Raw genomic sequence first — 24,305 nt, 5'->3', positions numbered from 1 at the left:
GGCTCACGAGCCGGCGGCTCCGGCGGCATACATGACGTCGACGGCGGAGCGCTCGAAGCCGAGGTGGGAGTAGGTCGCGATCGCGGCCGCGTTGTCGCCGTCGACGTAGAGGGTGGCGGCGTCGGCCCCGACCGCGCGCAGGTGCTGCAGCCCCAGGAGCGTGGCGGCGCGGCCGAGGCCGCGGCCCTGGTAGTCCGGGTCGACGCCCACGACGTAGACCTCGCCGGTCACCGGGCCGCCCGCCTGCGGCGGCTCCACCTTGGTCCAGTGGAACGCGGCCAGCCGCGGCCGGCCGTCGGGGTCGGTCCGGGTGAGGTCCTCGATCAGCAGGAACCCCTGCGGGTCGAACCACGGCTCCTGCTGACGCTCGCGCAGGTCCGTCAGGGTCATGCGTCCCTGCTCGGCGTGGTGGGCGAAGGCGCGCGCGTTGACCGCGAGCCAGGGGGCCCCGTCCTCCCCGACGCGGAAGGGGCGCACCGCGAAGCCCTCGGGCAGCTCGACGTGGTCGGGCAGCTCGGCCCACTCCCCGTCCAGGGGACGCCCCATCTGCCACAGCTCGCGGACCACCGACAGGCGACGGGAGGTGTAGAGACGCCGCGCGTCCTGCAGGTCCCCGTGCGACCACAGGCGCACCTGCGGCCAGTCCTCGAGGACGTGGTCGAGCAGCATCCCGCCGAGGCCCTCGCGCCGGTGGGCGGGGTCGACCACCAGCTCGCCGGAGGGAGCCTGCGGGTCGGAGTGGTCGACGTGCCCGTAGGCCAGGACCTTGGCGCCGGGCTCCTCCGCCCGGTCCAGGACCACCAGGTGCGTGGAGCCGGCTGTCGGGTTCTCCTCGGGCAGGCGTCGCGCCTGGAGCACGGTCTGCTCCGACAACGGCCGCACGCCGTCGTGCTGGGCGGCGCGCACCGCCAGCGCGAGCACGTCCCCGGAGAGACGTGGTGGCAGGGAGGGCAGCACCTCGACGGTGGGGTTCTGGCCTGGCATGGGCCTAGTCTGGCACGACGTTCAGCGTTCGCCACCGCGCGGGCCACTGAAGCGGTAGCCGACCCCCCGGATGGTGTGGATCAGCGACTCCCGCTCCGCCCCGAGCTTGGCCCGCAGCCGTCTGACGTGCACGTCCACGGTCCGCGTCCCCCCGTAGTAGTCCTGTCCCCAGACCTCCTGGAGCAGCTGGTCGCGGGTGAAGACGCGCCCCGGATGCTGCACCAGGTGGCGCAGCAGCTCGAACTCCTTGAACGTCAGGTCCAGCCGTGCGCCCCCGGCCCGCACGGTCCAGGCCGCCTCGTCGACGACCACGTCCGCCACCCTGATCTCCCCGCGCTCCTGCGGGTATGAGGTGCGCCCGCCCCCGTGCTCCGGCCTCGGCGGGCGAGGGGTGGTGCGGGCGAGGAGGCGGCGGACCCGGGCGGCGAGCTCGGCGGCGCCGACGGTGGTCAGGACCAGGTCGTCGGTGGGCCACTGCTCGTCGAGCACCGCCAGGCCGTCGGCGTCGAGGACGGTCAGGACCGGCCACCCGGTGCCCGCGGCGGCAAGGGTGCGCAGCAGGCCGCGGGCCGCGAGCGGCCCGGTCACGGCGTCGACCACGACGAGGTCCGGCTCGGGGCCGGCCAGCAGCGGGCCGAGGTCCGGGCCGAGCACGCGCACGCTGTGGGGGAGCAGGGCCAGACCGGGCGCGACCCGCGGCACCGCGGCCTCGGCCGGGGCGCACGCGGTGAGCAGGACCAGGTCGGCCACCGGCACAGATTAGTACCCCCTGGTGATAATGGGTGCATGTCAGTGCCGTCGCCAGCGTCGTCGTCCTCGGGGTCCGGGGCCCGACCGGAGCCGCTCGCGGACCCGGGGTCGGCCGCAAGGGCTCCGCGGCCGCCCCGCCGCCCCCGGGTGCCGCAGCTCTCCACGGCTGTGCACGTGGCCTCCTTCGCGGTCGTGACCGCGGTGGTCCTGGCCGTGGCCGCGCTGGCCTCCCCGGTGATGCTCGCGGTCGCGGTCGCCGCGTGCACGGTCGTCCTGGCGTGGGGCTGGGCCGGCGCCCTCGGTCTGCCGGCACCGCGCGGTTCCTTCGTCGTCATCCTGCTCGGCTCGCTGGCCCTGGTGCTGGCCGTCGCCGCCCGGGACTCCGAGCCGTGGCTGGTGTGGGTGCCCGCGGCGCTGAGCATCGGGATGATCGTGGCCTTCGGGCACCAGCTGCTGCGCGTGGACGGCCGGCCCCGGCTCACCGAGTCGGTCAGCTCGGTCGTGCTCGCGCTCTGGCTCGCGGCCAGCGGCGCGCTGCTCGTCCCGCCGGTCCACAGCGCGGAGGGCCGGGCCCTGGTCGTCGCCGCGGTCGCCGCCGCCCTGGCGTCGGCGCTCACCGACCTGCTCGGCCGCGTCCCGGCCGTGGAGCAGTGGCTGTCGGCCGTGGCGATGGTGGCCGGCGGCGCGGTGGCGGTCGTCGTCGCCCTCGCGACGGACCAGCCCTGGACGACCTGGCTGCTCGTCGGCGTGGTCGCCGCCGCGCTCAGCCAGGCCACGCGCGCGGTCATGGCCCCGCTGCCGACCATGGCGCTGACCCGCCCCCGGCTGGTCTCCGCGGTCGCCTCGGTGCTGGTCGTCGGCGTCGTGCCCTACCTGGTCGCCCTGGTCTTCGTGGGCGAGGCCCTGACCGGCTGACCGGGTCCGCCTACGATGGGGGCGTGCCCATCGAGATCGATCCCACCATGCACCCGCAGTGCGCCCCCCTGGCCTGGATGCTCGGCTCCTGGGCCGGCGCCGGCGTCGTCGGCTACCCCTCCATCGAGTCGCGCCACTTCGGCCAGGAGGTCGACGTCACCCACGACGGACGTCCCTTCCTGGTGTGGACCTCCCGGGCCTGGCTGCTCGACGCCGACGGCAACAAGGAGAAGGCCGCCGCCGTCGAGACCGGCTTCTGGCGTCCGCAGGAGGACGGCAAGGAGGTCGAGCTGCTGCTGGCCCACCCGACCGGCATCGTGGAGATGTACGTCGGGGAGATGTCGCCGGCCAAGGTGGAGCTGCAGACCGACGGCGTCATGCGCAGCCCGCACGCCAAGGAGTACTCCGCCGCCCACCGCCTCTACGGCTACGTCGGCGGCAACATGATGTGGGTGATGGACATGGCGGCCACCGGCCACCCGCTCCAGTCGCACGTCTCCGCCGAGCTCAAGCGCGTCTGAGGCAGGGCCTCCCCGCCCTGCCTCGGACCTGGCCCGTGCCTCAGCCGCAGTTCCCGGCGAAGCCCGCCTTGGGCGAGACGTCGTCGACGTAGGTGTCCATCGTGTCGTTGCGCAGGTGCTCGCTCAGCCTGGCCATCTGAGAGTCGGCCATCAGCACGATCGAGCCGGCCACCGGGTGCATGTCGATCCCGCACCACGGACCCTGCCAGAAGTGGATGTCGCCGCCGCGCACGTCGCGCATCGAGATGGCCAGGTTGCGCATGTCGGAGACCTTGAGGCTGTCGTCGACGGTGAGGTTGGTGGTGGCCGCGTCGACGAGGTTGGCCAGCCGCACCGGGTTGGTCAGGGTGTCCCGGGACAGGGCCTTGCCCAGCACCGCCTTGATGAACTGCATCTGACGCTCGCCGCGGGAGATGTCGCCCTGCGAGAGCGACTTGCGCTCGCGGACGAAGCGCAGCCCCTGCTCGCCGTCCATGTGCTGCACGCCGGCGGAGAAGCCGCCGCCGGACTCGGTCACCGTCACGTCCACGCCGCCGATGGCGTCGGTCATCGCCTTGAAGCTCTCGAAGTCGACGATGGCCACGTGGTCGATCGGCACGTTGATCAGCGGCTGCAGGGTCTGGATCAGCAGCGGCGCGCCGCCGTAGGAGTAGGAGGCGTTGATCTTCGAGCTGCCGCCGGTCCCGGCGATCGGCACGAACAGGTCGCGCGGGAAGTGGATGAGGTCGACCCGGTCGCGGGCGTCGTCGACGTGCGCGAGCACGATCACGTCCGAGCGGCCGCGCTCGACCGACAGGTCGCGGCTGTCGCTGCCGATGATGAGGAAGTTGAGCGCGTCGCCGGCCGCCGCGTCGCGGTCCGGGGTGGTCACCGGCACCGTGGTGCCGTCCACGTCGAGGGCCTTGCCGTCCTCGCCGACGATCGGGGCCGTCCCGTCCTCGCCGTCGGTGTCGACCTCGGCGCCGTCGCCGGTCTGCTGGGCGTCGTCCTGGCCCGGCTGGCGGGCGCCGTCCGGCGAGATCGTGATCTCGGTCTGCTTGTCGGCCTTGAGGTCCTCGTGCTCGACGTTGCCCGCGACCGTGCGCTGCAGGTAGAACAGGTAGCCGCCGACGGCGACCACGGCCAGCAGGACCAGCACGCCGACCGAGCGGGCGGCGATGCCCAGCGGGCCCGCCCTGCGCCGGCCCCGCCCGGAGCGTCGAGGGCCGTGCCCGCCGCGTCGCGGACCGCTGTCCGTGGAAGTGTCGTCGAACCCCATGGGCGTGCAGTCTAGGGCCACCTTCTGGGAGGCCCCCGCACGTGACGTACCGTGGCGGCATGAGCGTGCTGCTGAGTCGTCCGGGGGCCGTCGAGGGCAGGGGCGTCGACGCGGGTGTCGCGGCCCACTACGGCGCTCCGCACAAGGAGCAGGTGCTCCTCGAGGAGGGCCTGGCCGTCGTCGACCTGTCGCACCGCGGCGTGGTCACCGTCACCGGTCCGGACCGCCTCACCTGGCTGCACTCGTTGACCAGCCAGCACCTGGCCGCGCTGGCCCCCCGCACCTCGGTGGAGACCCTGATCCTCTCGCCCAAGGGACACGTCGAGCACGCGCTGCACCTCGTCGACGACGGGGAGAGGACCTGGATGACGACGGAGCCGGGCGACGCGCCCGCCGTGGTCGCCTGGCTGGACTCGATGCGCTTCATGCTGCGGGTCGAGGTCGCCGACGTCTCCGACCGGTATGCCGTGCTCGGCGAGCCCGTGGGCGCCGAGTCCGCCGTGGGCGAGCCGGTCGCCTGGGTCGACCCCTGGCCCGGGGTGGTCGGCGACTCGCACGCCTACGGCCCGCAGGGCGAGGAGCACCCCGGCCACGGGCGGAGGTGGCGCGAGCTGGTCGTCCCCCGCGAGGACCTCGCCACCGCGGTCGGCGACCGTCCCCTGGCCGGCACGTGGGCCGCGGAGGCGCTGCGGGTGGCCGCCTGGCGTCCGCGGGCCGGGATCGACACCGACCACCGCACCATCCCGCACGAGCTGGACTGGCTGCGCACCGCCGTGCACCTGTCCAAGGGCTGCTACCGCGGCCAGGAGACCGTCGCCCGGGTCAAGAACCTCGGTCGGCCGCCGCGCCGCGTGGTCTTCCTGCACCTGGACGGCTCCGGGCACGTGCCGCCCGAGCCGGGCACCGAGCTCGTCCCGGCCGAGGGCGGCCGGGCGGTGGGCCGGCTCACCAGCGTGGCCCAGCACCACGAGGACGGGCCGATCGCGCTGGCCGTGGTCAAGTACACGACCGACCCCGCCGCCGTCCTCCTGGCCGGCGAGGTGTCCGCCGCCCAGACCGAGATCCTGCCCGCCAGCACCGAGCGCCCGACCACACGTCCCCGCCTGCGCTGAGCGCCACCACGGCTGGCAGGATCGGGGCCATGCCTTCGACCCTCATCACCGTGGCGCCGACCGGCGCCGAGACCGCCAGGGCTGACTTCCCGCAGCTGCCGACCACGCTGCAGGAGCTGGTCGAGACCGCGCAGCGCTGCGAGGGCGCCGGGGCGGGGCTGATCCACGTGCACGTGCGCGACCCCGAGGCCGGCCACGCGCCGACGCTGGACCCGGTGCGCCTGCGCGACACCGTCCAGGCGCTGCGCGAGGCCACCGACCTGGTGGTCCAGCTCTCCACCGGAGGCTCGGTCAGGGACCCGCTGGAGAAGCGACTGACCGTGCTCGACGCCGAGCCCGACTCGTGCTCGCTGACCTGCGGCACCGTCAACTTCGGCGACGACGTCTTCCTCAACCCGCACGGGTTCATGAGCGACCTGTACGTGCGTGCCCAGGAGCAGGAGGTGGTGCCGGAGTTCGAGATCTTCGAGCTCGGCCACCTCGCGTCGCTCTCCCGGCTGATCGACGCGCACGGCCTGCCCTTCGGCGGCAAGGTCCACGTCGACTTCGTCACCAACGTCCCGGGCGCCATGCCCGGCACCGTCGAGGCGCTGGTCGCCGGGGCGCAGATGCTGCCCGCCGAGGTCACCAGCTGGTCGGCGACCGGCATCGGCCGCGCGCACCTGCCCATCGCGGCCGCCGCGCTCGCGATGGGCGGGCACCTGCGGGTCGGCATGGAGGACAACCTGATGATGGCGCGCGGCCAGCAGGTGCAGCACAACGCCGAGCTGGTCGAGCGCGCCGCGAGCCTGGCCACCACCATGCAGCGACCGCCGATGAGCACCGACGAGGCGCGCGAGCTGCTGGCGGTCAAGGACCGGAGGGACCGGTGAGCACGGGTATGCAGTCTCCCGCCCCCAGCCCGCTGGCCTCCGCGCCGGTGGTCGCCGAGGTGGTGCGCAACGGCTTCGTGGAGTCCGTCCACCACGGCGTCGTCGCCGCCGTCGGTCCCGACGGGGCTTCCGTCGTCTCCGTCGGGCCGGTCGGCGCCACGATCCTGCCGCGGTCCTCGCTCAAGCCGATGCAGGCGATCGCGATGCTGCGGGCCGGTGCCGACCTGTCCGGCGAGCTGCTGGCACTGGCCAGCTCCAGCCACTCCGGCGAGGACTTCCACGTCGAGGGCGCCCGGCGGATCCTCGCCTCGGTCGGCCTGGAGGAGTCCGCGCTGCAGAACACCCCCGACCGCCCCCTCGACCAGGCCGAGCGCGAGCGCTGGATCGCGGCGGGGCGCGGGCCGTCCTCGCTGGGCCAGAACTGCTCCGGCAAGCACGCCGGGATGCTCGCCGCGTGCGTCGCCGCCGGCTGGGACACCACCACCTACCGCGACCCCGGGCACCCGCTGCAGCAGCTCATCGTCCGGGTCGTCGAGGAGCTGACCGGGGACACCGTCGAGGTCGTCACCGTCGACGGCTGCGGGGCTCCCGCGCTCGGCGTCACCACCCTCGGGCTGGCCCGCGCGTTCGGCCGGATCGCCGCCGCCGACCCCACCACCCCCGAGGGGTGCGTGGCCGAGGCGATCAGGACCCACCCCGGGTGGCTCGGCGGCACCGGCCGCGACGTCACCGACCTGATCCGGGGCGTGCCCGGCCTGATCGCCAAGGACGGCGCGGAGTCCGTCTACGCCGTCGGCCTGGCCGACGGTGGCGGCGTGACGGTCAAGATCACCGACGGTCACGACCGGGCACGGGTGGGCGTCGCGACCGCGGCGCTGCGCCGCCTGGGGGTCCTGGACCTGGGGCCGGACGTCGCCGGCGTGCTCGACGAGCTCGACGCCCGCGCGGTCGTGCGCGGCCACGGGCAGCGCGTCGGTGCCGTGCGGGCCGTGCCGCTGCCGTGAGGGCGGTCCTGCAGCGGGTGAGCCGCGCGAGCGTCACCGTGGAGGGCGAGGTCGTCGGCGCGGTCGGCCCCGGCGTGCTCGCGCTGGTCGCCGCCACCCACGACGACGGCCCGGCCGACGTGGAGACCGTGGCCCGCAAGATCGCCGAGCTGCGGATCCTGCCGGAGGAGACCTCGGTCGTCGACGCCGGGGCGGCGGTGCTCGTCGTCAGCCAGTTCACGCTCTACGGAGACACCAAGAAGGGTCGCCGCCCCTCCTGGTCGAAGGCCGCCCCCGGCGACGTCGCCGCGCCTCTCGTGGACGCGGTCGCCGACGCGCTGCGGGCGCGCGGGATCGAGGTGGCCACCGGCCGCTTCGGCGCCATGATGCAGGTAGAGCTGGTCAACGACGGGCCGTTCACGGTCATCGTCGACACCTGAGGGGAGACCAGGCGCCGGGGCGCGTCCACGCCGCACCCAGGCGCACCGCATACCCTGGGAGCATGCCCGCCCTCTACGGAGCCCAGAACCTGCTGATGACCGCCGTCGGCGTCGCCGTCCTGGCCATGATGGTGTGGGCGCTGGTCGACTGCGCCCGGACGCGGGCCGACGCCTTCGTCGCTGCCGGCAAGCGCACCAAGAACTTCTGGCTGCTGCTGACCGGCGTGGCGACGGTGATCGGGTTCATCTTCGTGCTGCACCCGTTCAACCTGTTCAACCTGGCCGCGATCGTCGCCGCCGGGGTCTACCACGCCGACGTCAAGCCGGCGCTGAAGGCGGTCCTGGGCCGGTCCCGCGGCGGCGGCGACCACATGGGCCCCTACGGGCCGTGGTGAGACCGGGCGTCCCACGCACCGAGCTCGTCCCCGGCCCGGACGGCGACCTGGAGGTCCTCACCACCGGCCGCGGCGAGCCGCGCTCGCTGTTCGTCCACGGGCTCGCGGGGTCGATCGCGACCACGCGGCCGTACGCCTCGAAGGTCCCCGGCACCCGCACCTTCGTGCACCTGCGCGGGCACGGCGCCTCGTTCGCGCCGACGGACGACGACTGGGGGTATGCCGAGCTCGCCGCCGAGGTCTGGTCGGTCGCCGACCGCCTCGGTGCCGACCGCGCGCTGGGGATCAGCATGGGGGCCGGTGCCCTGCTGGCCGGGCTGGTGCAGCACCCGGACCGCTTCTCCCGGATCGTGCTCGTGCTGCCCGCCGCGATCGACCGGCCGCGCGAGGACGATGCCATGCGGCGCCTGGAGCGGCTCGCGGTGCGCGTCGAGGCCGGCGACGTGCGCCCGGTCGCGGCGCACCTGCTCGCCGAGCAGCCCGCGGCGGTCCGCGACGACCCCGGCGTGGTGCGCTGGTGCCGCGAGCAGGCGGAGGCGCTGGTCACCACCGGCGTCGCGGCCGCGCTGCGGGTCCTGCCGCACCGGGTGCCGGTCCTCGACCGGGCCGAGCTGGCGCGGGTGAGGTGTCCCGTGCTGGTGCTCGGGCAGGAGGGTGATGCCACCCACCCGGCCGACGTCGCCCGCGAGCTCGCCGGCCTCTTCCCCCGCGGGACCGTGCACGTGTCGGGGCCGGATGGCATCATGTGGGGGCACCGCGCACAGACCCGTGATCGCGTGGGTGCCTTCCTCGCAGGGTCGTGAGGAGCGCAGGGAGAGTCGCAGGGGCGTGCAGGGCGCCCCGGAGGAGGGCCAGTGTCGCAGCCGATCGAGAACTTCGCCGTCACGTCGCGTGACCGCACGCAGGACGTGTTCGTCGCGGAGCGGCCGTGGGGGCGCTTCCAGCAGTTCGCCACCAACGAGCCGGTGACCGTCAAGACCATCACCGTGGAGCCCGGGCACCGGCTCTCGCTGCAGACCCACGGCCATCGCGGCGAGATGTGGCACGTGCTCGAGGGCGCCGCCGACGTTCAGGTCGACGACGAGGCGTGGGTGGCCCGACCGGGGGACCATGTCTGGGTGCCGCCGGGCGCCCGGCACCGTCTGGGAAACTCCGGAGACACCCGGGTGCGGATCCTCGAGCTGGCCTTCGGCGACTTCGACGAGGCCGACATCGTCCGCCTGGACGACGACTACGCCCGCTGAGGGTCAGAGCGGCGCCACCGATTCCCACGCGACGCTGAGCTCACCGAGCCGCCACCGGGACGGACCGTGCATCACCGGCCAGCCCTCGTCCTGCAGATCCTGGGCGCAGGCCACGAACCGCTGACGGGCGCCGAAGCCGGCCAGCGGGGCCTGCCGCGCCCAGGCGGCGTCGAGGGCTCCCATGAGCGCGTGCACGCCCTCGCCGGGGACGTTGCGGTGGATGAGCACCTTGGGCAGGCGCTCGGCCACGACGGAAGGACGGTCGAGACCGGCGAGGCGCCACGCGAGGGTGAGCGAGCGGGGAAGCGGCGACCCGTCCCCGCCGCGCCGCACCTCGACCCACGCCGCCAGTCGGCCGACCTCGTCGCAGGTCCCCTCGACGAGCACGCCGCCCGCGGCCAGCCGCCCGACCACCTCCGACCACGCGGCGGGCACCTCGCCCTCGGCATACTGCCGCAGCACGTTGAACGCCCTCACCACGTGCGGAGCCGACCCGCCCGGCACCGGGAGCTCGAAGCCGCCCAGCACGAACACCACCCTCGGCGGGTCGGCCACCGCCTCGCCCCGTGCCACCCGCCGGGGGTCGATCTCGATCCCGACGACCCGCACGTCCGGCCGCACCCGGCCCAGGCGGTCGGCGAGCTCGAGCACGGTCACGGGGGACGCGCCATACCCCAGGTCGACGACCACCGGCGGACCGGCGGGGGCGCGCAGGACGTCCCGCAGCGCCCAGCCCATCCACCGGTCCACGCGGCGCAGCCGGTTGGGGTTGGTGGTCCCGCGCGTGACCGTGCCGACCGGACGGCTGCGGGGGCGGGAGGTCACGTGCCCAGGGTAGGCGTGGCAGCGCGTGCGAGACTGGGACGGTGACCAGCCAGGACCTCCCCGTCGACGGTGCACCGGGTCGCACCCGGGGGCTGCGGCACGTCGCGATGGTGACGGTCCACACCTCCCCGCTGGAGCGCCCGGGGACCGGTGACGCCGGCGGCCTCAACGTGTACGTCGTGGAGACCGCCACCCGCCTCGCCCGCCGCGGGGTGCTGGTCGAGGTCTTCACCCGGGCCACCTCTCGCTCCCAGGGCGAGCGCGTTCGGCTCGCTCCCGGGGTCACGGTCCACCACGTCACCGCAGGCCCGCTGGAGGGCCTGGGCAAGGCGGACCTGCCGGGGCAGCTGTGCGCCTTCGCCGCGGACTTCTCCCACCACCTGGCCGGCAGGCCGGACGGGCAGCTCGACGTCATCCACGCGCACTACTGGCTCTCCGGGCAGGTCGGCTGGGTCACCTCCGACCGCTTCGACGTCCCGCTCGTGCAGACCATGCACACGATGGCCAAGGTCAAGAACCGCGCTCTCGCCGCCGGTGACGACCCCGAGCCGCGCGGCCGCGAGATCGGCGAGGAGCAGGTGGTCGAGGTCGCCGACGCGCTCGTGGCCAACACGCCGGACGAGGCGCGCCAGCTCGTCGAGCTCTACGGCGCCGACCCGGCGAGCGTGCACGTGGTCGCTCCGGGCGTGGCGGTGGAGACCTTCCGCCCCGGGCCGCAGGACGAGGCCCGCCGCGCCGTGGGCCTGCCCCAGGACGCGGTCGTCCTGCTCTTCGTCGGCCGGATCCAGCCGCTCAAGGCGCCCGACGTCCTCGTCCGCGCCGCCGGTGAACTGGTCCGTCGCGACCCCTCCTTGCGCGACCGTCTGGTCGTGGCCGTGCTCGGCGGGCTGTCCGGCTCGGGCATCTCCCGCCCCGACGCCCTGCGACGGGTCGCCGACGAGGAGGGCCTGGCGGACGTGCTGCGCGTCGGGCCGCCGGTCTCCCGGGAGGACCTGGCGCAGTGGTACCGCGCCGCCGACCTCGTCGCCGTCCCCTCCTACAGCGAGTCCTTCGGGCTGGTCGCCGTCGAGGCCCTGGCCAGCGGCACGCCGGTGGTCGCCGCCCGGGTGGGCGGGCTGCCGTGGGCCGTCGGTGACGCCGGCGTGCTCGTCGACGGGCACGACCCGGCCGACTGGGCCGACGCGCTCGGGGCCGCCCTCGAGAGACTCTCCCGCCCCGGCCAGCGCGAGGTATGGGGTGCCCGCGCCGCCGCGCACGCAGCGCAGTTCTCGTGGGAGAACACCGTCGACGCCCTCGTCGACGTCTACGCCGATGCGGTCGAGGCACGCCGTAGCGGCAGCCAGCACCACGCCACCAGGGAGAGCGCATGACCACCGTCGGCACCGACCACCTGGCGCGGGTGCGCCAGCACCTGCACGCGCTGGAGCTCGAGCCGGAGGTGGGCGCGCACGAGGGCGAGCTCGTCGTCAGCCTGCCGGGGGAGCGCAAGCTGCGCACCGTCGTCTCGCTCGTCGTCGGCGCACGGGTCATGGAGGTGCGTGCCTTCGTCGTGCGCAACCCCGACGAGAACCACGAGGACTTCTACCGCCACCTGCTGCGCCGCAACCTGCGCACCGCCGGGCTGGCCTACGCGATCGACCGCTCCGGGGACGTCTACGTCACCGGCCGGGTGCTGCTCGCCGGGCTGGACGAGCAGGCGCTCGACGAGCTGCTCGGCGGCGTGCTCACCGCCGCCGACGAGCCGTTCAACGAGCTGCTGCGTCTGGGCTTCTGGACCGCGATCCGCCGCGAGTGGGCCTGGCGGCTCTCCCGGGGCGAGCCGACGGCCAACCTCGAGGCCTTCCGCGCCGAGCTGGAGGCGCTGGACGCCGCAGGGAACGACATACCCCCGTCCCAGTAGTCTGGGAGCCATGACGGACGCCGCGCACACGCTCATCCTGCTCCGCCACGGCGAGAGCGACTGGAACGCCAAGAACCTCTTCACCGGCTGGGTCGACGTCGACCTCACCGAGAAGGGCCGCGCCGAGGCGGTGCGCGCCGGCGAGCTGATGGTCGCCGAGGGACTGCTGCCCGACGTGCTGCACACCTCGCTGCTGCGCCGGGCGATCACCACCGCCAACCTCGCGCTCGACGTCGCCGACCGGCACTGGATCCCGGTGCACCGCTCCTGGCGGCTCAACGAGCGGCACTACGGCGCGCTGCAGGGGCTCGACAAGGCCGAGACCCGCGAGAAGTACGGCGAGGAGCAGTTCATGCTGTGGCGCCGCAGCTTCGACACCCCGCCGCCGCCGATCGAGGACGACGCCGAGTACTCCCAGGCCGGCGACCCCCGCTACGCCGACCTGGGGGCGCAGATGCCCCGGACGGAGTGTCTCAAGGACGTCATCGCCCGGATGCTGCCCTACTGGGACTCCGACATCGTGCCCGACCTGCGCGCCGGCAGGACGGTCGTCGTCGCCGCGCACGGCAACAGCCTGCGGGCCCTGGTCAAGCACCTCGACGGCATCTCCGACGACGACATCGTCGGCCTCAACATCCCGACCGGCATCCCGCTGCACTACGAGCTGGACGCCGACCTGGCGCCGGTGACCCGCGGCGGGCGCTACCTCGACCCCGACGCCGCGGCCGCGGCGATCCAGCAGGTCGCGAACCAGGGCAAGAAGTAGTCGCGGGGTTCCGGAGTCCCTACGCGGGCGAGCCACTCATGTGGGTGGGTCGTGCACGGCAGTTCCGTGCTCGGCGTCGGCCCGCGGAGGCTCAGTGGTCGGCGGCGCCCTCGTCGGCCGGGTGCGGCGCGACCGTGCCGCCCGCCTGGTCGGCGAACTGCTCGTAGGGGCCGTGGGGCAGCAGGACGGGTGCGTTGCCGGCCAGCGTCTCCTCGCCGGTGGTCAGGCGCACCTCGACGCTCTGCCCGGCCGGCGCCTCCAGCGCCGGGACGGTGACAGGGTCGACCTCGCTGCCGTCGGGCTGGACGCCGTCCAGGCGGACGGAGGCACCGGGGTCGACCGTGACCTCTGCGTCGAGCTGCTGGCCGGCCACGGAGACCGTGACCGTCAGCGGCTCGGTGCCGCTGTTGATCAGCGAGCCCGAGACGACGGCGGGGGAGCCGTTGCCGTGGGAGACCACCAGCAGGTCTCGCACGTCCAGCGAGGGGCCGTCCAGCTGGATCCCGTCCGCGGGGGCGTAGTCGATCATGGTCGACACCGGGCTGGCCACCTCGCAGCCGGCGAGGGCCAGGGAGCCCGTCGCGACGGCGACGAGCAGGGCGGCGGAACGGCGCTGGCGGGAGGCACGTGCGGTGATCACGGGCACAGCCTATCGGAGGGTGCGCCGGGAGGCCCGCAGCCCGTCGTGACCTGCGGGGACGTGTCCTGCCTGCGCCCGTCCCGGAGACACCCGGCAAGGGGGTCGCAGCACACTTCGGGCCCATTTGCAAGTCCCTGACCTGCGACGATGCGAGGGATCTGATTCCGTGACGTGGCTCACTCATGCTATCCTTGGGGTCCGCGAAAGGGGCTAACTCAAGATGACGTTCAAGGTCGGCGAGACTGTCGTGTACCCGCATCACGGCGCCGCTCTCATCGAAGAGATGAAGACACGCACCATCAAGGGCGAGGAGAAGATCTACCTCAAGCTGAAGGTGGCCCAGGGTGACCTCACCATCGAGGTCCCGGCGGAGAACTGCGACCTGGTCGGCGTGCGTGACGTCGTCGGCAAGGAGGGCCTGGACAAGGTCTTCGCCGTGCTGCGCGCCGAGCACACCGAGGAGCCCACCAACTGGTCGCGCCGCTACAAGGCCAACCTCGAGAAGCTCGCCTCCGGCGACGTGATCAAGGTGGCCGAGGTCGTCCGCGACCTGTGGCGCCGGGACAAGGACCGGGGCCTGTCCACCGGCGAGAAGCGCCTGCTGAGCAAGGCCCGCCAGATCCTGGTCTCCGAGCTCGCGCTCGCCGAGAAGACCAACGAGGTCGCCGCCGAGGCCACGCTCGACGAGGTCCTCGCCTCCTGACGGCAGAGGGGACGCCGCCGGCCGTGACGCCCGGTGGCGTCGGGCTCGTCCTGGTCGCCGCCGGTGCCGGCACCCGCCTCGGTGCCGGCCGTCCCAAGGCACTGGTGCCGCTGGGCCACGGCGCCCATGCGGCTCCCGTCGTCGTCCACGCGCTGCGCGGTGCCCTGCGCTGCGCAGCCCTCTCCCACGTGGTCGTCGTCGCTCCCGCGGACCACGAGGGTATGGGGCAGCTGGCTGACGCAGTCCGCTCCGTCGCGGTCCCCGCGGGGGTGGGGGTGTCGGTCGTCGCCGGTGGCGCCGAGCGCACCGACTCCGTCCTCCACGGGTTGCATGCGCTGTCGCCCGAGGTCGGAGTGGTCCTCGTCCACGACGCCGCCCGCGCGCTCACGCCGGTGGCGGTCTTCGACCGCGTCGTCCACGCTGTCCACGCCGGGCATCCCGCCGTCACCCCGGCCCTGCCGGTGACCGACACCGTCAAGCAGGTGGCCGCCGACGCGCGCGGTGTCGAGCACGTCGTGGCCACTCTCGACCGGTCCGTCCTGCGCGCGGTGCAGACGCCGCAGGGGTTCCTGCGCGAGACCCTGGAGCGTGCCCACGCCGAGGCTGCGCGCGCCGGTGCCCGGCCCGCGACGGACGACTGCGGCCTCGTCGAGGCGCACGGGGGTTGGGTCACCGTCGTCGAAGGGTCGCCCCGCGCGCTGAAGATCACCACGCCGCACGACCTGGAGGTCGCGGCCTGCTGGCTGGTGGACGGGGAGCCGGCGGACACGGAGCAGGTGCCGCGCCCGCCCGCCCTCGTCGTCCTCTCCGGACTGCCCGGCGTCGGCAAGACCACGGTCGCACGGGCCCTGTGCCGGCGCCTCCGCGCGGCGCACCTGCGGGTCGACACGGTCGAGCAGGGCCTGCTCCGTGCCGGGCTGGCCGAGGGTGCCACGGCCCCGTACGGCTACACCGCGACGTACGGGGTGGCCGCAGACCAGCTCGCCGTGGGTCTGTCGGTGGTGGCCGACATGGTCAACGGCCTCCCCGTGGTGCGCGCGGCCTGGGACGAGGTGGGCGCGGCGGCCGGCGCGCGGGTGGTCCGGGTGCTTCTCGAGTGTTCCGACGCCGGGATGCACCGACGACGGGTCGAGGGGCGCTCCGCCGACATCGAGGGCCACCGCCTGCCGGGCTGGGCCGACGTGCGGGACCGGGAGCTCGAGCCCTGGCCGGAGGCCGACCTGAGCCTGGACACCGCGAGCCTGACGGCCGCGGAGGTCGTCGACCGGATCGTCGCGCTGGTGGAGGAGGAGAGATGACGAGCAGCACCCCATACCCGCTGCCCCGCACGGGGGTCGGGACCGACGTCCACGCCTGGGCGTCCGAGGGGGAGGAGCGTCCCCTGTGGCTGGGCTGCGTCGAGTGGCCCGGGGAGCGCGGCATCGTGGGGCACTCCGACGGTGACGTCGCCGCCCACGCCGCCTGCAACGCGCTGCTCTCCGCCGCGGGGCTGGGTGACCTGGGCTCGGTATTCGGCACCGACCGGCCGGAGACGGCCGGCGCCTCCGGGGCGCAGATGCTGGCCCACGTGCGCGGGCTGCTGGAGGCCGACGGCTGGCGGGTCGGCAACGTCGCCGTCCAGGTGGTGGCCCCGCGCCCGAAGGTCGGCCCGCGCCGCGCCGAGATGGAGGCGGCCATGTCGGCGGCGCTCGGCGGGGCGTCGGTGTCGGTGAGCGCCGCCACGACCGACGGCCTCGGCCTCGTCGGGCGGGGTGAGGGACTGGTCGGGATCGCGACCGCCCTCGTCGCCCGCCGCTGAGGCGTCGGGCTACGGTGGGCGCCAGCAGCCCATCCCGACCAAGGAGTGTCATGTCGCAGATCGTCAAGGGCGTCATCGCCCGCAGTGAGGGAGCCGACGTCGAGGTCGTCGACATCGTCGTCCCCGACCCTGGACCGGGGGAGGCAGTCGTCAAGGTCGAGGCCTGCGGGGTCTGCCACACCGACCTCCACTACCGTGAGGGCGGGATCAACGACGAGTTCCCCTTCCTGCTCGGGCACGAGGCCGCCGGCGTCGTCGAGGCGGTCGGGGAGGGGGTCACCGAGGTCCAGCCCGGTGACTTCGTCATCCTCAACTGGCGCGCCGTCTGCGGCCAGTGCCGGGCCTGCGCCAAGGGCGAGCCGTGGTACTGCTTCAACACCCACAACGCCACCCAGAAGATGACCCTCGCCGAGGGCGACCCGATGGCCGGGACCGAGCTGAGCCCGGCCCTGGGCATCGGCGCGTTCATCGAGAAGACCCTCGTCCACGCAGGCCAGTGCACCAAGGTCGACCGTGAGGCCTCGGCCGTCGCGGCGGGCCTGCTCGGCTGCGGCGTGATGGCCGGCTTCGGCGCCGCCGTCAACACCGGCGGGGTCACCCGCGGGGACTCGGTGGCGGTCATCGGCTGCGGCGGCGTGGGCAGCGCGGCCATCGCCGGGGCCTCGCTCGCCGGGGCCACCAAGGTCATCGCGATCGACGTCGACGAGCGCAAGCTCGAGGGAGCCCGCCGGTTCGGCGCCACGCACGTGGTCAACTCCTCCGGCGTCGACCCGGTCGAGGCGGTCCAGCAGCTCACCGACGGCGTCGGCGCGGACGTCGTCATCGACGCCGTGGGCCGGCCGGAGACCTACCGCCAGGCGTTCTACGCCCGCGACCTGGCCGGCACCGTGGTGCTCGTCGGCGTCCCCACCCCGGACATGGAGATCACCCTGCCGCTGCTCGACGTGTTCGGCCGCGGCGGCTCGCTGAAGTCCAGCTGGTACGGCGACTGCCTACCCTCCCGCGACTTCCCGATGCTCATCGACCTCTACCGCCAGGGCCGCTTCGACCTCGACGCCTTCGTCACCGAGACGGTCGAGCTGGGCGACGTCGAGCAGGCCTTCGACCGGATGAACGCCGGCGAGGTGCTCCGCTCGGTCGTCGTCCTGGACCAGTCCCAGCTCACCAAGGAGGAGCCTGCATGAACGCCCGCATCGACCACACCGTGACCAGCGGTACCTTCAGCCTCGACGGCGGGACCTGGGAGGTGGACAACAACGTGTGGGTGGTCGGCGACGACACCGAGTGCGTCGTCATCGACGCCCCGCACGACGCCGAGGCGATCCTGGCGCTCGTCGGGGACCGCACCGTGCGCGCGTTGATCCTCACGCACGGCCACGACGATCACATCGACGCCGCAGTGGAGGTGGCCGGGCGCACCGGCGCCACGACCTACCTGCACCCGGAGGACCGGATGCTGTGGGACCGCGTCCACCAGGAGGCGCCCGGCGCCGAGCTCGCCCACGGGCAGACCTTCGAGGTCGCGGGGACCACGCTGCAGGTGCTGCACACGCCGGGGCACAGCCCGGGCGCGTGCAGCCTCTACGCGCCGGAGCTGGGCGTGCTCTTCAGCGGCGACACCCTCTTCCAGGGCGGGCCCGGTGCGACGGGCCGCTCGTTCAGCGACTTCCCGACGATCGTCGCCTCCATCACCGACAAGATCCTCACCCTGCCGGAGGACACGGTGGTACACACCGGCCACGGCGACAGCACGACGGTCGGCGCGGAGAAGCCCCACCGTCAGGAGTGGATCGACCGCGGGCACTGAGGCGGGGAGTCGCTGAGCCAGGACCGTCGGCGAGGTATCGGCGCGCCACGGATCTGCCCTCCGCGGGGGGCAGATCCGTGGCGGCTCTCGCTCCCCGCCGCGCCGCCCGCCCCCGGCCGGTCAGGTGCTTGCGGTCGCGCCGCCGGCGAACACCGCGGTCATCACCGCGGCGTTGACGTCCTGCATCGCCTTGTGCACCGCCTCGCCCGCCCACCGTCCGCGCGAGACCTCCTTGGCGGACCGCTTGATCTCACGCATCGTCAGACCGCCGCGTGCCTCCTTGGGCAGACCCCGGCCGAGCTGGTCGGTCGCGAGCAGCAGGGAGAGCAGCGTCCCGGTGCGCAGGTCGGCCCCGCGGCGCCCGGCGAGCACGTCGACCAGCTCCGAGCGGAGACGCTCGGCGGGCTCCTCGTCGAGCGGTCGCCAGCTGGTCCACAGCGTCACGCCGAGCGCGCCGTGCTCCCGCGGCTCGACCAGCTCGGCCCGGGCCAGCTGCTCGTAGGCGCGCTTGGCCATCCCCTTGCCGACCTTCTGGACGGCCGGCTCCGGCTTGCGGCCGACCTGATCGCCCAGGCGGACCATCGCCTCGTCGAGGAGCGCGTCCCCGGTGCCGGTGCTGTCCAGCGTCCGGATCCGCCCCCGCTCGTCGAGGTCCACGCGCTCGGTCCCGGCGAGCTCGGCGAGCAGGGCGCCGCCCACGGCTGTGTCGGCCACGGTAAGGCCGTTGCTGCCGTTGTCGCGGGTGAGCAGCAGGAGCAGGTCCTCGGCGATCGTCGTCATGGGCACGACGCTAGCCGCACCGAGACCCTGCGCACATCGGACCACGGGAGGAGGGCCGCCGTCCGTCGCAGGATGCAGACCGCACCCGGCCGCGGGCGGTAGGGTGCGACCGTGAGCACCCGGTCCGAGCACCTGCCCCTCCCGGGCCTGCTGCTGCCGCTGCTCACCGCGGTGGTCCTCCTGTCGGCCACCGCCCCGGACCACCTCCTGATCACCCTGGCCCTGGCCGGACTGGCGGCGCTCGCCGTCTCCACCGGCGCGCTGCCGGTGACTGGCCAGGTGGTCTCGGTCCGGCGCCGCAGCGAGGTGTGCCGCAGCGCCGGCGTGCGCTCCAGCGACCCGGACCGGCCCGGTCTCCCGCGCCCTCGAGCACCGGGGCTGGACTCCTAGCGGCGTGCCCGGACGGGCGGCGCCGCAGACGCCTGCCCTCCCGCACGCCTTACCCCAGGAGTCCGCCGTGTTCGCCTTCCTCGACCCGCTGCTCGTCCCCGTCCACGACCTGCTCGCCCTCCTCTCCCCGGTCCTGCCGGCCGCGCTCATGATCGTGCTCATCACGCTGGCCGTGCGTGCCGCCCTGCACCCCACCAACCGTCGCAACCAGCGCCTGGCGGTCCGCCGCCGCGATCTCCAGCCGCAGATCGCCGAGCTGCGCAAGAAGCACAAGGACGACGCCCAGGCGCTCCAGCGGGAGGTGATGGCCCTGCACAAGGAGGAGCAGGTGCCGATGGCTCCCGGCTGCCTGTCGATGCTCATCCAGCTGCCGGTCTTCGGCATGGTCTACCGGCTCTTCACGGCTCCCGAGCTGGCCGGCCACCACAACCAGCTGCTCGACCACGCCTTCCTCGGCGTGCCCCTCTCGGAGCGGATGGGGGCTGCCACGCCCGGACAGCGCTGGGTCTTCTTCGCCCTCATCGGCCTCACCGTCGCGGTCGCCGCCTTCGCCGCCTGGCAGATGCGCCGGCACATGGCCGAGGACCGGGCCGCCCAGCACGCGGCGCAGTCCGCCACCAAGCTCAGCGCCCAGCAGCAGCAGATGGCCGACACGATGGAGCGGGCCACCAAGGTGATGCCCCTGATGTCCTTCATGACGGTGATGGCGGTGGCCTCGGTGCCGCTGGCGGCGGGGCTCTACCTGGTGACCAGCTCGACCTGGGGCCTGCTGGAGCGTGCCAGCCTGCGCCGGGTGCGTCACGCGGCGGCTCCCGCGGCGGGTCGGAGCCAGCCCGCCTGACGCCCTGCTGCTCGCGCCGGCCAGGCTTTCGTCGCATCGGGCGTGGCTTCATCGCATCGGGCGTGCTTCGTGGCGCCGGGCACCCCCTTGTGCAACGTTCGGGGACGTGTGCAACGTTGCCAACGCTGTCTGAGGTGCTGCACGTTGTCCATCCCGGTGGGCCCAGGCGCGGCATCGACCGGCAGCTCATGCCATGGCGGCGGCGCGTGCCTCGGCGCGGCCGATCGCACCGAGGATGCGCCGGCGGACCAGGTGCGGCCGGGCCAGGTCGGCCCAGCGCACCCTGACCACCTCGTAGCCCAACCTCCGCAGCCTGTCCTCGCGGTCCTTCTCGGCGACGAGCGCGCCGTCCTCGTCGTACTTCCCCGTGCCGTCGAACTCCACCAGCACGGCCCAGCGGTCCAGCTTGAGGTCGGCCCGGCCGACCAGGTCGCGACCCTCCTGCACGGGGAACTGGGGCGTCATCGGCCCGAACCCGAGCGTCCGCAGCAGCCAGCGGGTGCGGCTCTCACCTGCCGACTCGGAGCGGCCGTCGGCCAGGTCGACGACCAGCGTGACCGTCGGACGAGCCGGTCCCCAGCCCAGAGCGAGGGCAGCCGTGACCTGTCGGCGGGCCTCCGCGCTCTCCGGCCCGTCGCGGCGACCCGTGCTCTCCAGGTCGCGCACCTGTGCCTGGTGCAGCACGCCGTCGAGGGCGACCAGGCCCGCCTCTGGCCCATGGGTCGCCGCGACCTGCAGCGCGGCCAGCACGGGCCTGATCACCCGGAGGCCGTCGACGTCCACCACCCAGTCGGGGTCCTGCGGTCTGTGCACCCAGATGGTGCCGTCGCGGCGTCCGCGACGCCCGTCGGTCCGGACGAGGTGGATCAGACCGTCCTCGCCGAAGTAGGGGAGGTCCAGGATCATCAGTGAGCTCTCGTGGCTGAGCGCATAGGCCGGACCGGCCGCGTCCTGGCCGGAGCCTGGGGTGGAGGGTGTTCCCGCACGTGCCGGCGGCACCGTGGGCGCCAGACTGAGTCCCACTGCTCGGGCCTCCAGCGCTCGCCGGGCCCAGGGTGTGGCGCCGGCGAGGGCCGTTCCCAGGACCAGGGCGTCCTTGCGCACGGCCACCAGCACGCGCCGACGGATCATCGCCTCGATGCTCCTTCGTGGATAACCGGCCTCCTTGAGCTGGCGGCGGCTCGCCGCACCGCCCTGGGCCTCGAACACCTTGATGATCCCCTCCACCGACATCGGCCCAGTGTGTCCCCTCGCAGGGCCCGGCACCCGAGTCTGTCCACAGGCCCCCGACCTGGGTGCGCCGGGCGATGGACAACGTGCGGCACCTGGAGACAACGTAGGCGACGTGGTCTGCGTCCCGCAAAGTTGTCCGTGCCCGCGGCAAGGGCGAGGTCGGCAGGGAAGGGCGCGGCCCGTGCGCGTCGGGCGGAACCCCATGCCCCCGGTAACCTTGACCGGGTGAGCCTGCACCTGTACGACACCGCCACCCGAGAGCTGCGGCGCTTCGAGCCGCTCGAGCCGGGCAGGGTCGGCATGTACATCTGCGGCCTCACCACCCAGGGCAGCCCGCACATCGGCCACGTCCGCTTCGCGGTCGCCTTCGACATCCTGCGCCGCTGGCTGGAGCGCGGGCACGGCTACGACGTCACGCTGGTGCGCAACGTCACCGACATCGACGACAAGATCCTGGCGAAGTCGGCCGAGGCCGACGAACCGTGGTGGGCGTGGTCCTACCAGCACGAGCGGGAGACCAGCCACGCGCTGGAGCTGCTCGGGGTGCGGCCGCCGACCTACGAGCCGCGCGCGACCGGGCACATCACCGAGATGGTCGAGATGATCGGCACGCTCGTGGACAAGGGCCACGCCTACGCGGCGGAGGACGGCAGCGGCGACGTCTACTTCGACGTGCGCTCCTGGCCCTCCTACGGCGAGCTGACCCGGCAGAGGATCGAGGACATGGAGGCCGCCACCGACGCCGACCCGCGCGGCAAGCGCGACCCGCGGGACTTCGCGCTGTGGAAGGGGCACAAGCCCGGCGAGCCGGACACCGCCTCCTGGCCGACGCCGTGGGGCCGCGGCCGGCCCGGCTGGCACCTGGAGTGCTCGGCGATGGCCCGCAAGTACCTCGGCGACACCTTCGACATCCACGGCGGCGGCGTCGACCTGCGCTTCCCGCACCACGAGAACGAGCAGGCCCAGTCGCGCGCGGCCGGGCTCGGCTTCGCCCGGCTGTGGATGCACAACGCCTGGGTGACGGTCAAGGGCTCCAAGATGGGCAAGTCGCTGGGCAACGCGCTCGCGGTGACCGAGCTGACCCGGACCGTGCGTCCGCTCGTGCTGCGCTACTACCTCGGCGCCGCGCACTACCGCTCCACCGTGGAGTACGGCGACGGCAGCCTGGAGGAGGCGCTGGCCGCCGTCGAGCGGATCGAGGGGTATGTCGCACGCGCCCTCGAGGTGGTCGGGGAAGCCTCCGACCCGCTCCTGGCGGAGTCGCGGGCGATGCCCGTCGACGAGGCCTTCCCGCAGGCCTTCCGCGCCGCGCTGGACGACGACGTCAACGTGCCCGAGGCGCTGGCCGTCGTCTTCGGCACGGTGCGCGAGGGCAACAGGGCGCTCGACGCGGCGCCCGACGGGGTCGACCAGCAGGGCACACGGCATACCCTCCTTCAGCTCGTCGCGATGCTCGACGTGCTCGGCGTCAACCCGCTGGACCCCTCGTGGGGCGGCGGGGCGGCCGGGGAGGACCGCGCCGGCGAGGTGCTCGCCGCGCTCGTGCAGGACCGGCTGGACGCGCGGGCGAAGGCTCGCGCCGACAAGGACTTCGCGACGGCCGACGCCGTGCGTGACCAGCTCGCGGCGCTCGGCGTCGTCGTCGAGGACACCCCCGCCGGCGCCCGCTGGGCGCTGGGCTGAACAGGGAGAGACGTGGCAGGCAACCAGCAGCGGCGCAACGCGCGCACCACCAACAAGAAGGGCGCCCTCGTCGGCTCCGGCGGACAGCGGCGCAAGCAGCTCAAGGGCAAGGGCCCCACGCCCCGCGCCGAGGAGCGGGTCGGTCATCCGGCCGCCCGGCGGGCCTCCCGCGACGCACGGGCGGGGCAGGGCGGCCCCCGCGGCGGACGCGGCCACCAGCGTCGCGGCAGCACCCGCGGCGCCAGCGAGGTCGTCGCCGGGCGCAACTCGGTGCTCGAGGCGCTGCGCACGCAGATCCCGGCCTCGACGCTCTACGTCGCCTCCCGGCTGGAGTCCGACGACCGGGTGCGCGAGGCCGTCACCCTCGCCACCGAGCAGGACATCGCCGTGCTCGAGGCCCCCCGCACCGAGCTGGACCGGATCACCGACGGCGCCGTGCACCAGGGGCTCGCGCTGCAGGTCCCGGCCTACGAGTACGCCCACCCCGACGACCTCCTCGACGTCGAGCTGCCCGGCACGCCGCTGATCGTGGCGCTCGACGGCATCACCGACCCGAGGAACCTCGGGGCGATCATCCGTTCCGTCGGCGCCTTCGGCGGGCACGGCGTGGTCGTGCCGACCCGGCGCTCGGCGGGGATGACCGCCTCGGCCTGGAAGACCGCGGCGGGCGCCGCCGCGCGGGTGCCGGTGGCCCAGGCGACCAACCTGACCCGGGCGCTGGAGTCCTACCGCAAGGCCGGCTTCTTCGTGATCGGGCTCGACGCCGACGGCGACGTCGCGCTGCCCGGCCTGGAGCTGGCCGACCAGCCGCTCGTCGTGGTGGTCGGCTCGGAGGGCAAGGGCCTGTCGAGGCTGGTGCGCGAGACCTGCGACCAGGTCGTCTCCATCCCGATGGCCGCCGCGACGGAGTCGCTCAACGCAGGGATCGCCACCGCCGTCGCGCTCTACGAGATCGCGCGCACCCGGCAGGGCTGATCCGGTGCCCCTCGTCCGGCCCGCCACGCGCGGCCTCGTCGTGGCGCAGGACCGGCTCCTGGTCACGGTGATGCGCGGACGCACCGGGGAGTTCTGGCTGACGCCCGGCGGCGGCCAGGACTTCGGGGAGTCCAAGGTCGACAACGTGGCGCGCGAGGTGCTCGAGGAGACCGGCTACCGGGTGCGGGTGGGAGCGCTGGCCTGCGGGCGCGACTACATCGGTGCGCACCACTTCCCGGAGTGGGACACCGGCTTCCAGCAGACCGAGCTGTGGTTCTGGTGCGAGCTGCTCGGGCACGAGGGTGGGGTGCCCCACGAGGAGCTGCCGCTGAAGGCAGCGGTGCTGCCCGACGCCGCCCAGACCGCGGTGCGCTGGGTGCCGCTCGGGGAGCTCGTCGGCTCGCCGCTCTACCCGCGCCGGCTGGCCAGCTGGCTCACCGAGGACCCGGCGACCAGGCCGGTCTGGCTCGGCGACGTCAACTGATCCGGC

General features: G+C 74.1%; 29 protein-coding genes. 22 read left to right on the top strand and 7 right to left on the bottom strand.

Going from position 1 to position 24,305, the window contains the following annotated elements:
- Positions 1-3: 3 nt before the first annotated feature.
- Positions 4-984 (bottom strand): mycothiol synthase, encoded by a 981-nt coding sequence (mshD, locus tag DV701_RS08570; RefSeq protein ID WP_114927943.1) that lies wholly within the window; start codon positions 982-984, stop codon positions 4-6.
- A 21-nt stretch (positions 985-1,005) separates the two neighbouring features.
- The gene (locus DV701_RS08565) at positions 1,006-1,734 is read right to left on the bottom strand and encodes a winged helix-turn-helix transcriptional regulator (protein WP_114930933.1); all 729 of its coding nucleotides are present in this window, start codon (positions 1,732-1,734) and stop codon (positions 1,006-1,008) included.
- 174 nt (positions 1,735-1,908) lie between these two features.
- On the opposite strand from DV701_RS08565, the gene DV701_RS08560 reads away from it, so the two are divergent.
- Together DV701_RS08560 and DV701_RS08555 are read left to right on the top strand one after the other, a co-directional pair.
- Positions 1,909-2,649 (top strand): hypothetical protein, encoded by a 741-nt coding sequence (locus DV701_RS08560; protein ID WP_162802920.1) that lies wholly within the window; start codon positions 1,909-1,911, stop codon positions 2,647-2,649.
- A gap of 23 nt (positions 2,650-2,672) precedes the next feature.
- A complete protein-coding gene (locus DV701_RS08555; RefSeq protein WP_114927941.1) occupies positions 2,673-3,170 on the top strand; it encodes an FABP family protein in 498 nt (165 codons plus the stop codon).
- A 40-nt stretch (positions 3,171-3,210) separates the two neighbouring features.
- Here DV701_RS08555 and DV701_RS08550 read toward each other — a convergent pair whose 3' ends face one another.
- Positions 3,211-4,428 carry an LCP family protein gene (locus tag DV701_RS08550; protein WP_114927940.1) on the bottom strand — a complete coding sequence of 406 codons (1,218 nt, stop codon included), beginning with the start codon at positions 4,426-4,428 and terminating at the stop codon, positions 3,211-3,213.
- 59 nt (positions 4,429-4,487) lie between these two features.
- Between DV701_RS08550 and ygfZ the strand changes: the two genes are divergently transcribed.
- The 7 genes from ygfZ (at position 4,488) to DV701_RS08515 (ending at position 9,474) form a co-directional block, all read left to right on the top strand.
- Complete coding sequence (gene ygfZ / locus DV701_RS08545) at positions 4,488-5,540, top strand: CAF17-like 4Fe-4S cluster assembly/insertion protein YgfZ (protein ID WP_114927939.1); 1,053 nt, start codon at positions 4,488-4,490, stop codon at positions 5,538-5,540.
- A gap of 29 nt (positions 5,541-5,569) precedes the next feature.
- A complete protein-coding gene (locus DV701_RS08540) occupies positions 5,570-6,412 on the top strand; it encodes a BKACE family enzyme (RefSeq protein ID WP_114927938.1) in 843 nt (280 codons plus the stop codon).
- Positions 6,413-6,420: 8 nt separating this feature from the next.
- Positions 6,421-7,416 (top strand): asparaginase, encoded by a 996-nt coding sequence (locus tag DV701_RS08535; protein WP_114927937.1) that lies wholly within the window; start codon positions 6,421-6,423, stop codon positions 7,414-7,416.
- Positions 7,413-7,835 carry a D-aminoacyl-tRNA deacylase gene (gene dtd / locus DV701_RS08530; protein ID WP_114927936.1) on the top strand — a complete coding sequence of 141 codons (423 nt, stop codon included), beginning with the start codon at positions 7,413-7,415 and terminating at the stop codon, positions 7,833-7,835. The genes DV701_RS08535 and dtd overlap by 4 nt, the downstream gene beginning before the upstream one ends.
- Positions 7,836-7,897: 62 nt before the next feature.
- Entirely contained in the window at positions 7,898-8,230 is a 333-nt protein-coding gene (locus DV701_RS08525; RefSeq protein WP_114927935.1) for a DUF2516 family protein, read from the top strand.
- Complete coding sequence (locus tag DV701_RS08520) at positions 8,227-9,033, top strand: alpha/beta fold hydrolase (protein ID WP_228255285.1); 807 nt, start codon at positions 8,227-8,229, stop codon at positions 9,031-9,033. The genes DV701_RS08525 and DV701_RS08520 overlap by 4 nt, the downstream gene beginning before the upstream one ends.
- Positions 9,034-9,084: 51 nt before the next feature.
- Positions 9,085-9,474 (top strand): phosphomannose isomerase type II C-terminal cupin domain, encoded by a 390-nt coding sequence (locus tag DV701_RS08515; protein ID WP_228255284.1) that lies wholly within the window; start codon positions 9,085-9,087, stop codon positions 9,472-9,474.
- A gap of 3 nt (positions 9,475-9,477) precedes the next feature.
- Here DV701_RS08515 and DV701_RS08510 read toward each other — a convergent pair whose 3' ends face one another.
- The gene (locus tag DV701_RS08510) at positions 9,478-10,299 is read right to left on the bottom strand and encodes a class I SAM-dependent methyltransferase (RefSeq protein ID WP_114927933.1); all 822 of its coding nucleotides are present in this window, start codon (positions 10,297-10,299) and stop codon (positions 9,478-9,480) included.
- A 107-nt stretch (positions 10,300-10,406) separates the two neighbouring features.
- Between DV701_RS08510 and mshA the strand changes: the two genes are divergently transcribed.
- From mshA to DV701_RS08495, 3 genes are read left to right on the top strand one after another with little or no spacing between them, the layout of a single operon-like run.
- Positions 10,407-11,669 carry a D-inositol-3-phosphate glycosyltransferase gene (mshA, locus tag DV701_RS08505; protein ID WP_114930930.1) on the top strand — a complete coding sequence of 421 codons (1,263 nt, stop codon included), beginning with the start codon at positions 10,407-10,409 and terminating at the stop codon, positions 11,667-11,669.
- Positions 11,666-12,199, top strand: coding sequence for a YbjN domain-containing protein (locus DV701_RS08500; protein ID WP_114927932.1), 534 nt, complete (start codon positions 11,666-11,668; stop codon positions 12,197-12,199). The genes mshA and DV701_RS08500 overlap by 4 nt, the downstream gene beginning before the upstream one ends.
- Positions 12,200-12,209: 10 nt before the next feature.
- Positions 12,210-12,965: a phosphoglyceromutase gene (locus tag DV701_RS08495; protein ID WP_114927931.1), complete on the top strand. Its 756-nt coding sequence runs from the start codon at positions 12,210-12,212 to the stop codon at positions 12,963-12,965.
- Positions 12,966-13,056: 91 nt separating this feature from the next.
- Here the strand turns inward: DV701_RS08495 and DV701_RS08490 are convergent, their stop codons facing one another.
- Positions 13,057-13,605 carry a hypothetical protein gene (locus DV701_RS08490; RefSeq protein ID WP_162802919.1) on the bottom strand — a complete coding sequence of 183 codons (549 nt, stop codon included), beginning with the start codon at positions 13,603-13,605 and terminating at the stop codon, positions 13,057-13,059.
- Between the two features lie 220 nt (positions 13,606-13,825).
- Between DV701_RS08490 and DV701_RS08485 the strand changes: the two genes are divergently transcribed.
- From DV701_RS08485 to DV701_RS08465, 5 genes are read left to right on the top strand one after another with little or no spacing between them, the layout of a single operon-like run.
- On the top strand, positions 13,826-14,308 hold the full coding sequence (locus tag DV701_RS08485; RefSeq protein ID WP_114927929.1) for a CarD family transcriptional regulator: 483 nt from the start codon (positions 13,826-13,828) through the stop codon (positions 14,306-14,308).
- Between the two features lie 23 nt (positions 14,309-14,331).
- A complete protein-coding gene (gene ispD, locus DV701_RS19205) occupies positions 14,332-15,606 on the top strand; it encodes a 2-C-methyl-D-erythritol 4-phosphate cytidylyltransferase (protein ID WP_114927928.1) in 1,275 nt (424 codons plus the stop codon).
- Positions 15,603-16,106 (top strand): 2-C-methyl-D-erythritol 2,4-cyclodiphosphate synthase, encoded by a 504-nt coding sequence (ispF, locus tag DV701_RS08475; RefSeq protein ID WP_114927927.1) that lies wholly within the window; start codon positions 15,603-15,605, stop codon positions 16,104-16,106. The genes ispD and ispF overlap by 4 nt, the downstream gene beginning before the upstream one ends.
- A gap of 50 nt (positions 16,107-16,156) precedes the next feature.
- Positions 16,157-17,290 carry an S-(hydroxymethyl)mycothiol dehydrogenase gene (locus DV701_RS08470; protein ID WP_114927926.1) on the top strand — a complete coding sequence of 378 codons (1,134 nt, stop codon included), beginning with the start codon at positions 16,157-16,159 and terminating at the stop codon, positions 17,288-17,290.
- Entirely contained in the window at positions 17,287-17,913 is a 627-nt protein-coding gene (locus DV701_RS08465) for an MBL fold metallo-hydrolase (protein ID WP_114927925.1), read from the top strand. Before DV701_RS08470 ends, DV701_RS08465 begins: the two co-directional genes overlap by 4 nt.
- A 120-nt stretch (positions 17,914-18,033) precedes the next feature.
- On the opposite strand, the gene DV701_RS18230 is transcribed toward DV701_RS08465, so the two are convergent.
- Entirely contained in the window at positions 18,034-18,693 is a 660-nt protein-coding gene (locus DV701_RS18230; protein WP_162802918.1) for a GOLPH3/VPS74 family protein, read from the bottom strand.
- Positions 18,694-18,804: 111 nt separating this feature from the next.
- Here DV701_RS18230 and DV701_RS18225 point away from each other — a divergent pair, with 111 nt between their 5' ends.
- Both DV701_RS18225 and DV701_RS08455 read left to right on the top strand, forming a co-directional pair.
- Positions 18,805-19,083: a hypothetical protein gene (locus DV701_RS18225; protein ID WP_162802917.1), complete on the top strand. Its 279-nt coding sequence runs from the start codon at positions 18,805-18,807 to the stop codon at positions 19,081-19,083.
- 67 nt (positions 19,084-19,150) lie between these two features.
- Positions 19,151-19,924 (top strand): YidC/Oxa1 family membrane protein insertase, encoded by a 774-nt coding sequence (locus DV701_RS08455; protein ID WP_162802916.1) that lies wholly within the window; start codon positions 19,151-19,153, stop codon positions 19,922-19,924.
- 186 nt (positions 19,925-20,110) lie between these two features.
- Here the strand turns inward: DV701_RS08455 and DV701_RS08450 are convergent, their stop codons facing one another.
- Positions 20,111-21,157: a hypothetical protein gene (locus DV701_RS08450; RefSeq protein ID WP_114927922.1), complete on the bottom strand. Its 1,047-nt coding sequence runs from the start codon at positions 21,155-21,157 to the stop codon at positions 20,111-20,113.
- Positions 21,158-21,382: 225 nt separating this feature from the next.
- On the opposite strand from DV701_RS08450, the gene cysS reads away from it, so the two are divergent.
- Genes cysS through DV701_RS08435 form a run of 3 tightly spaced genes read left to right on the top strand, consistent with a single transcriptional unit; the run spans position 21,383 to position 24,299 of the window.
- The gene (gene cysS, locus DV701_RS08445) at positions 21,383-22,840 is read left to right on the top strand and encodes a cysteine--tRNA ligase (protein WP_114927921.1); all 1,458 of its coding nucleotides are present in this window, start codon (positions 21,383-21,385) and stop codon (positions 22,838-22,840) included.
- A gap of 12 nt (positions 22,841-22,852) precedes the next feature.
- Positions 22,853-23,815 (top strand): 23S rRNA (guanosine(2251)-2'-O)-methyltransferase RlmB, encoded by a 963-nt coding sequence (gene rlmB / locus DV701_RS08440; RefSeq protein ID WP_114927920.1) that lies wholly within the window; start codon positions 22,853-22,855, stop codon positions 23,813-23,815.
- 4 nt (positions 23,816-23,819) lie between these two features.
- Entirely contained in the window at positions 23,820-24,299 is a 480-nt protein-coding gene (locus DV701_RS08435) for an NUDIX domain-containing protein (RefSeq protein WP_114927919.1), read from the top strand.
- The last annotated feature ends 6 nt before the right edge of the window (positions 24,300-24,305 follow it).

This window comes from Ornithinimicrobium avium (assembly GCF_003351765.1).
Taxonomy (GTDB): domain Bacteria; phylum Actinomycetota; class Actinomycetes; order Actinomycetales; family Dermatophilaceae; genus Ornithinicoccus; species Ornithinicoccus avius.
The sequence above is the reverse complement of the archived record's forward strand: the minus strand, read 5'-3'. Positions and strand labels throughout refer to the sequence as shown.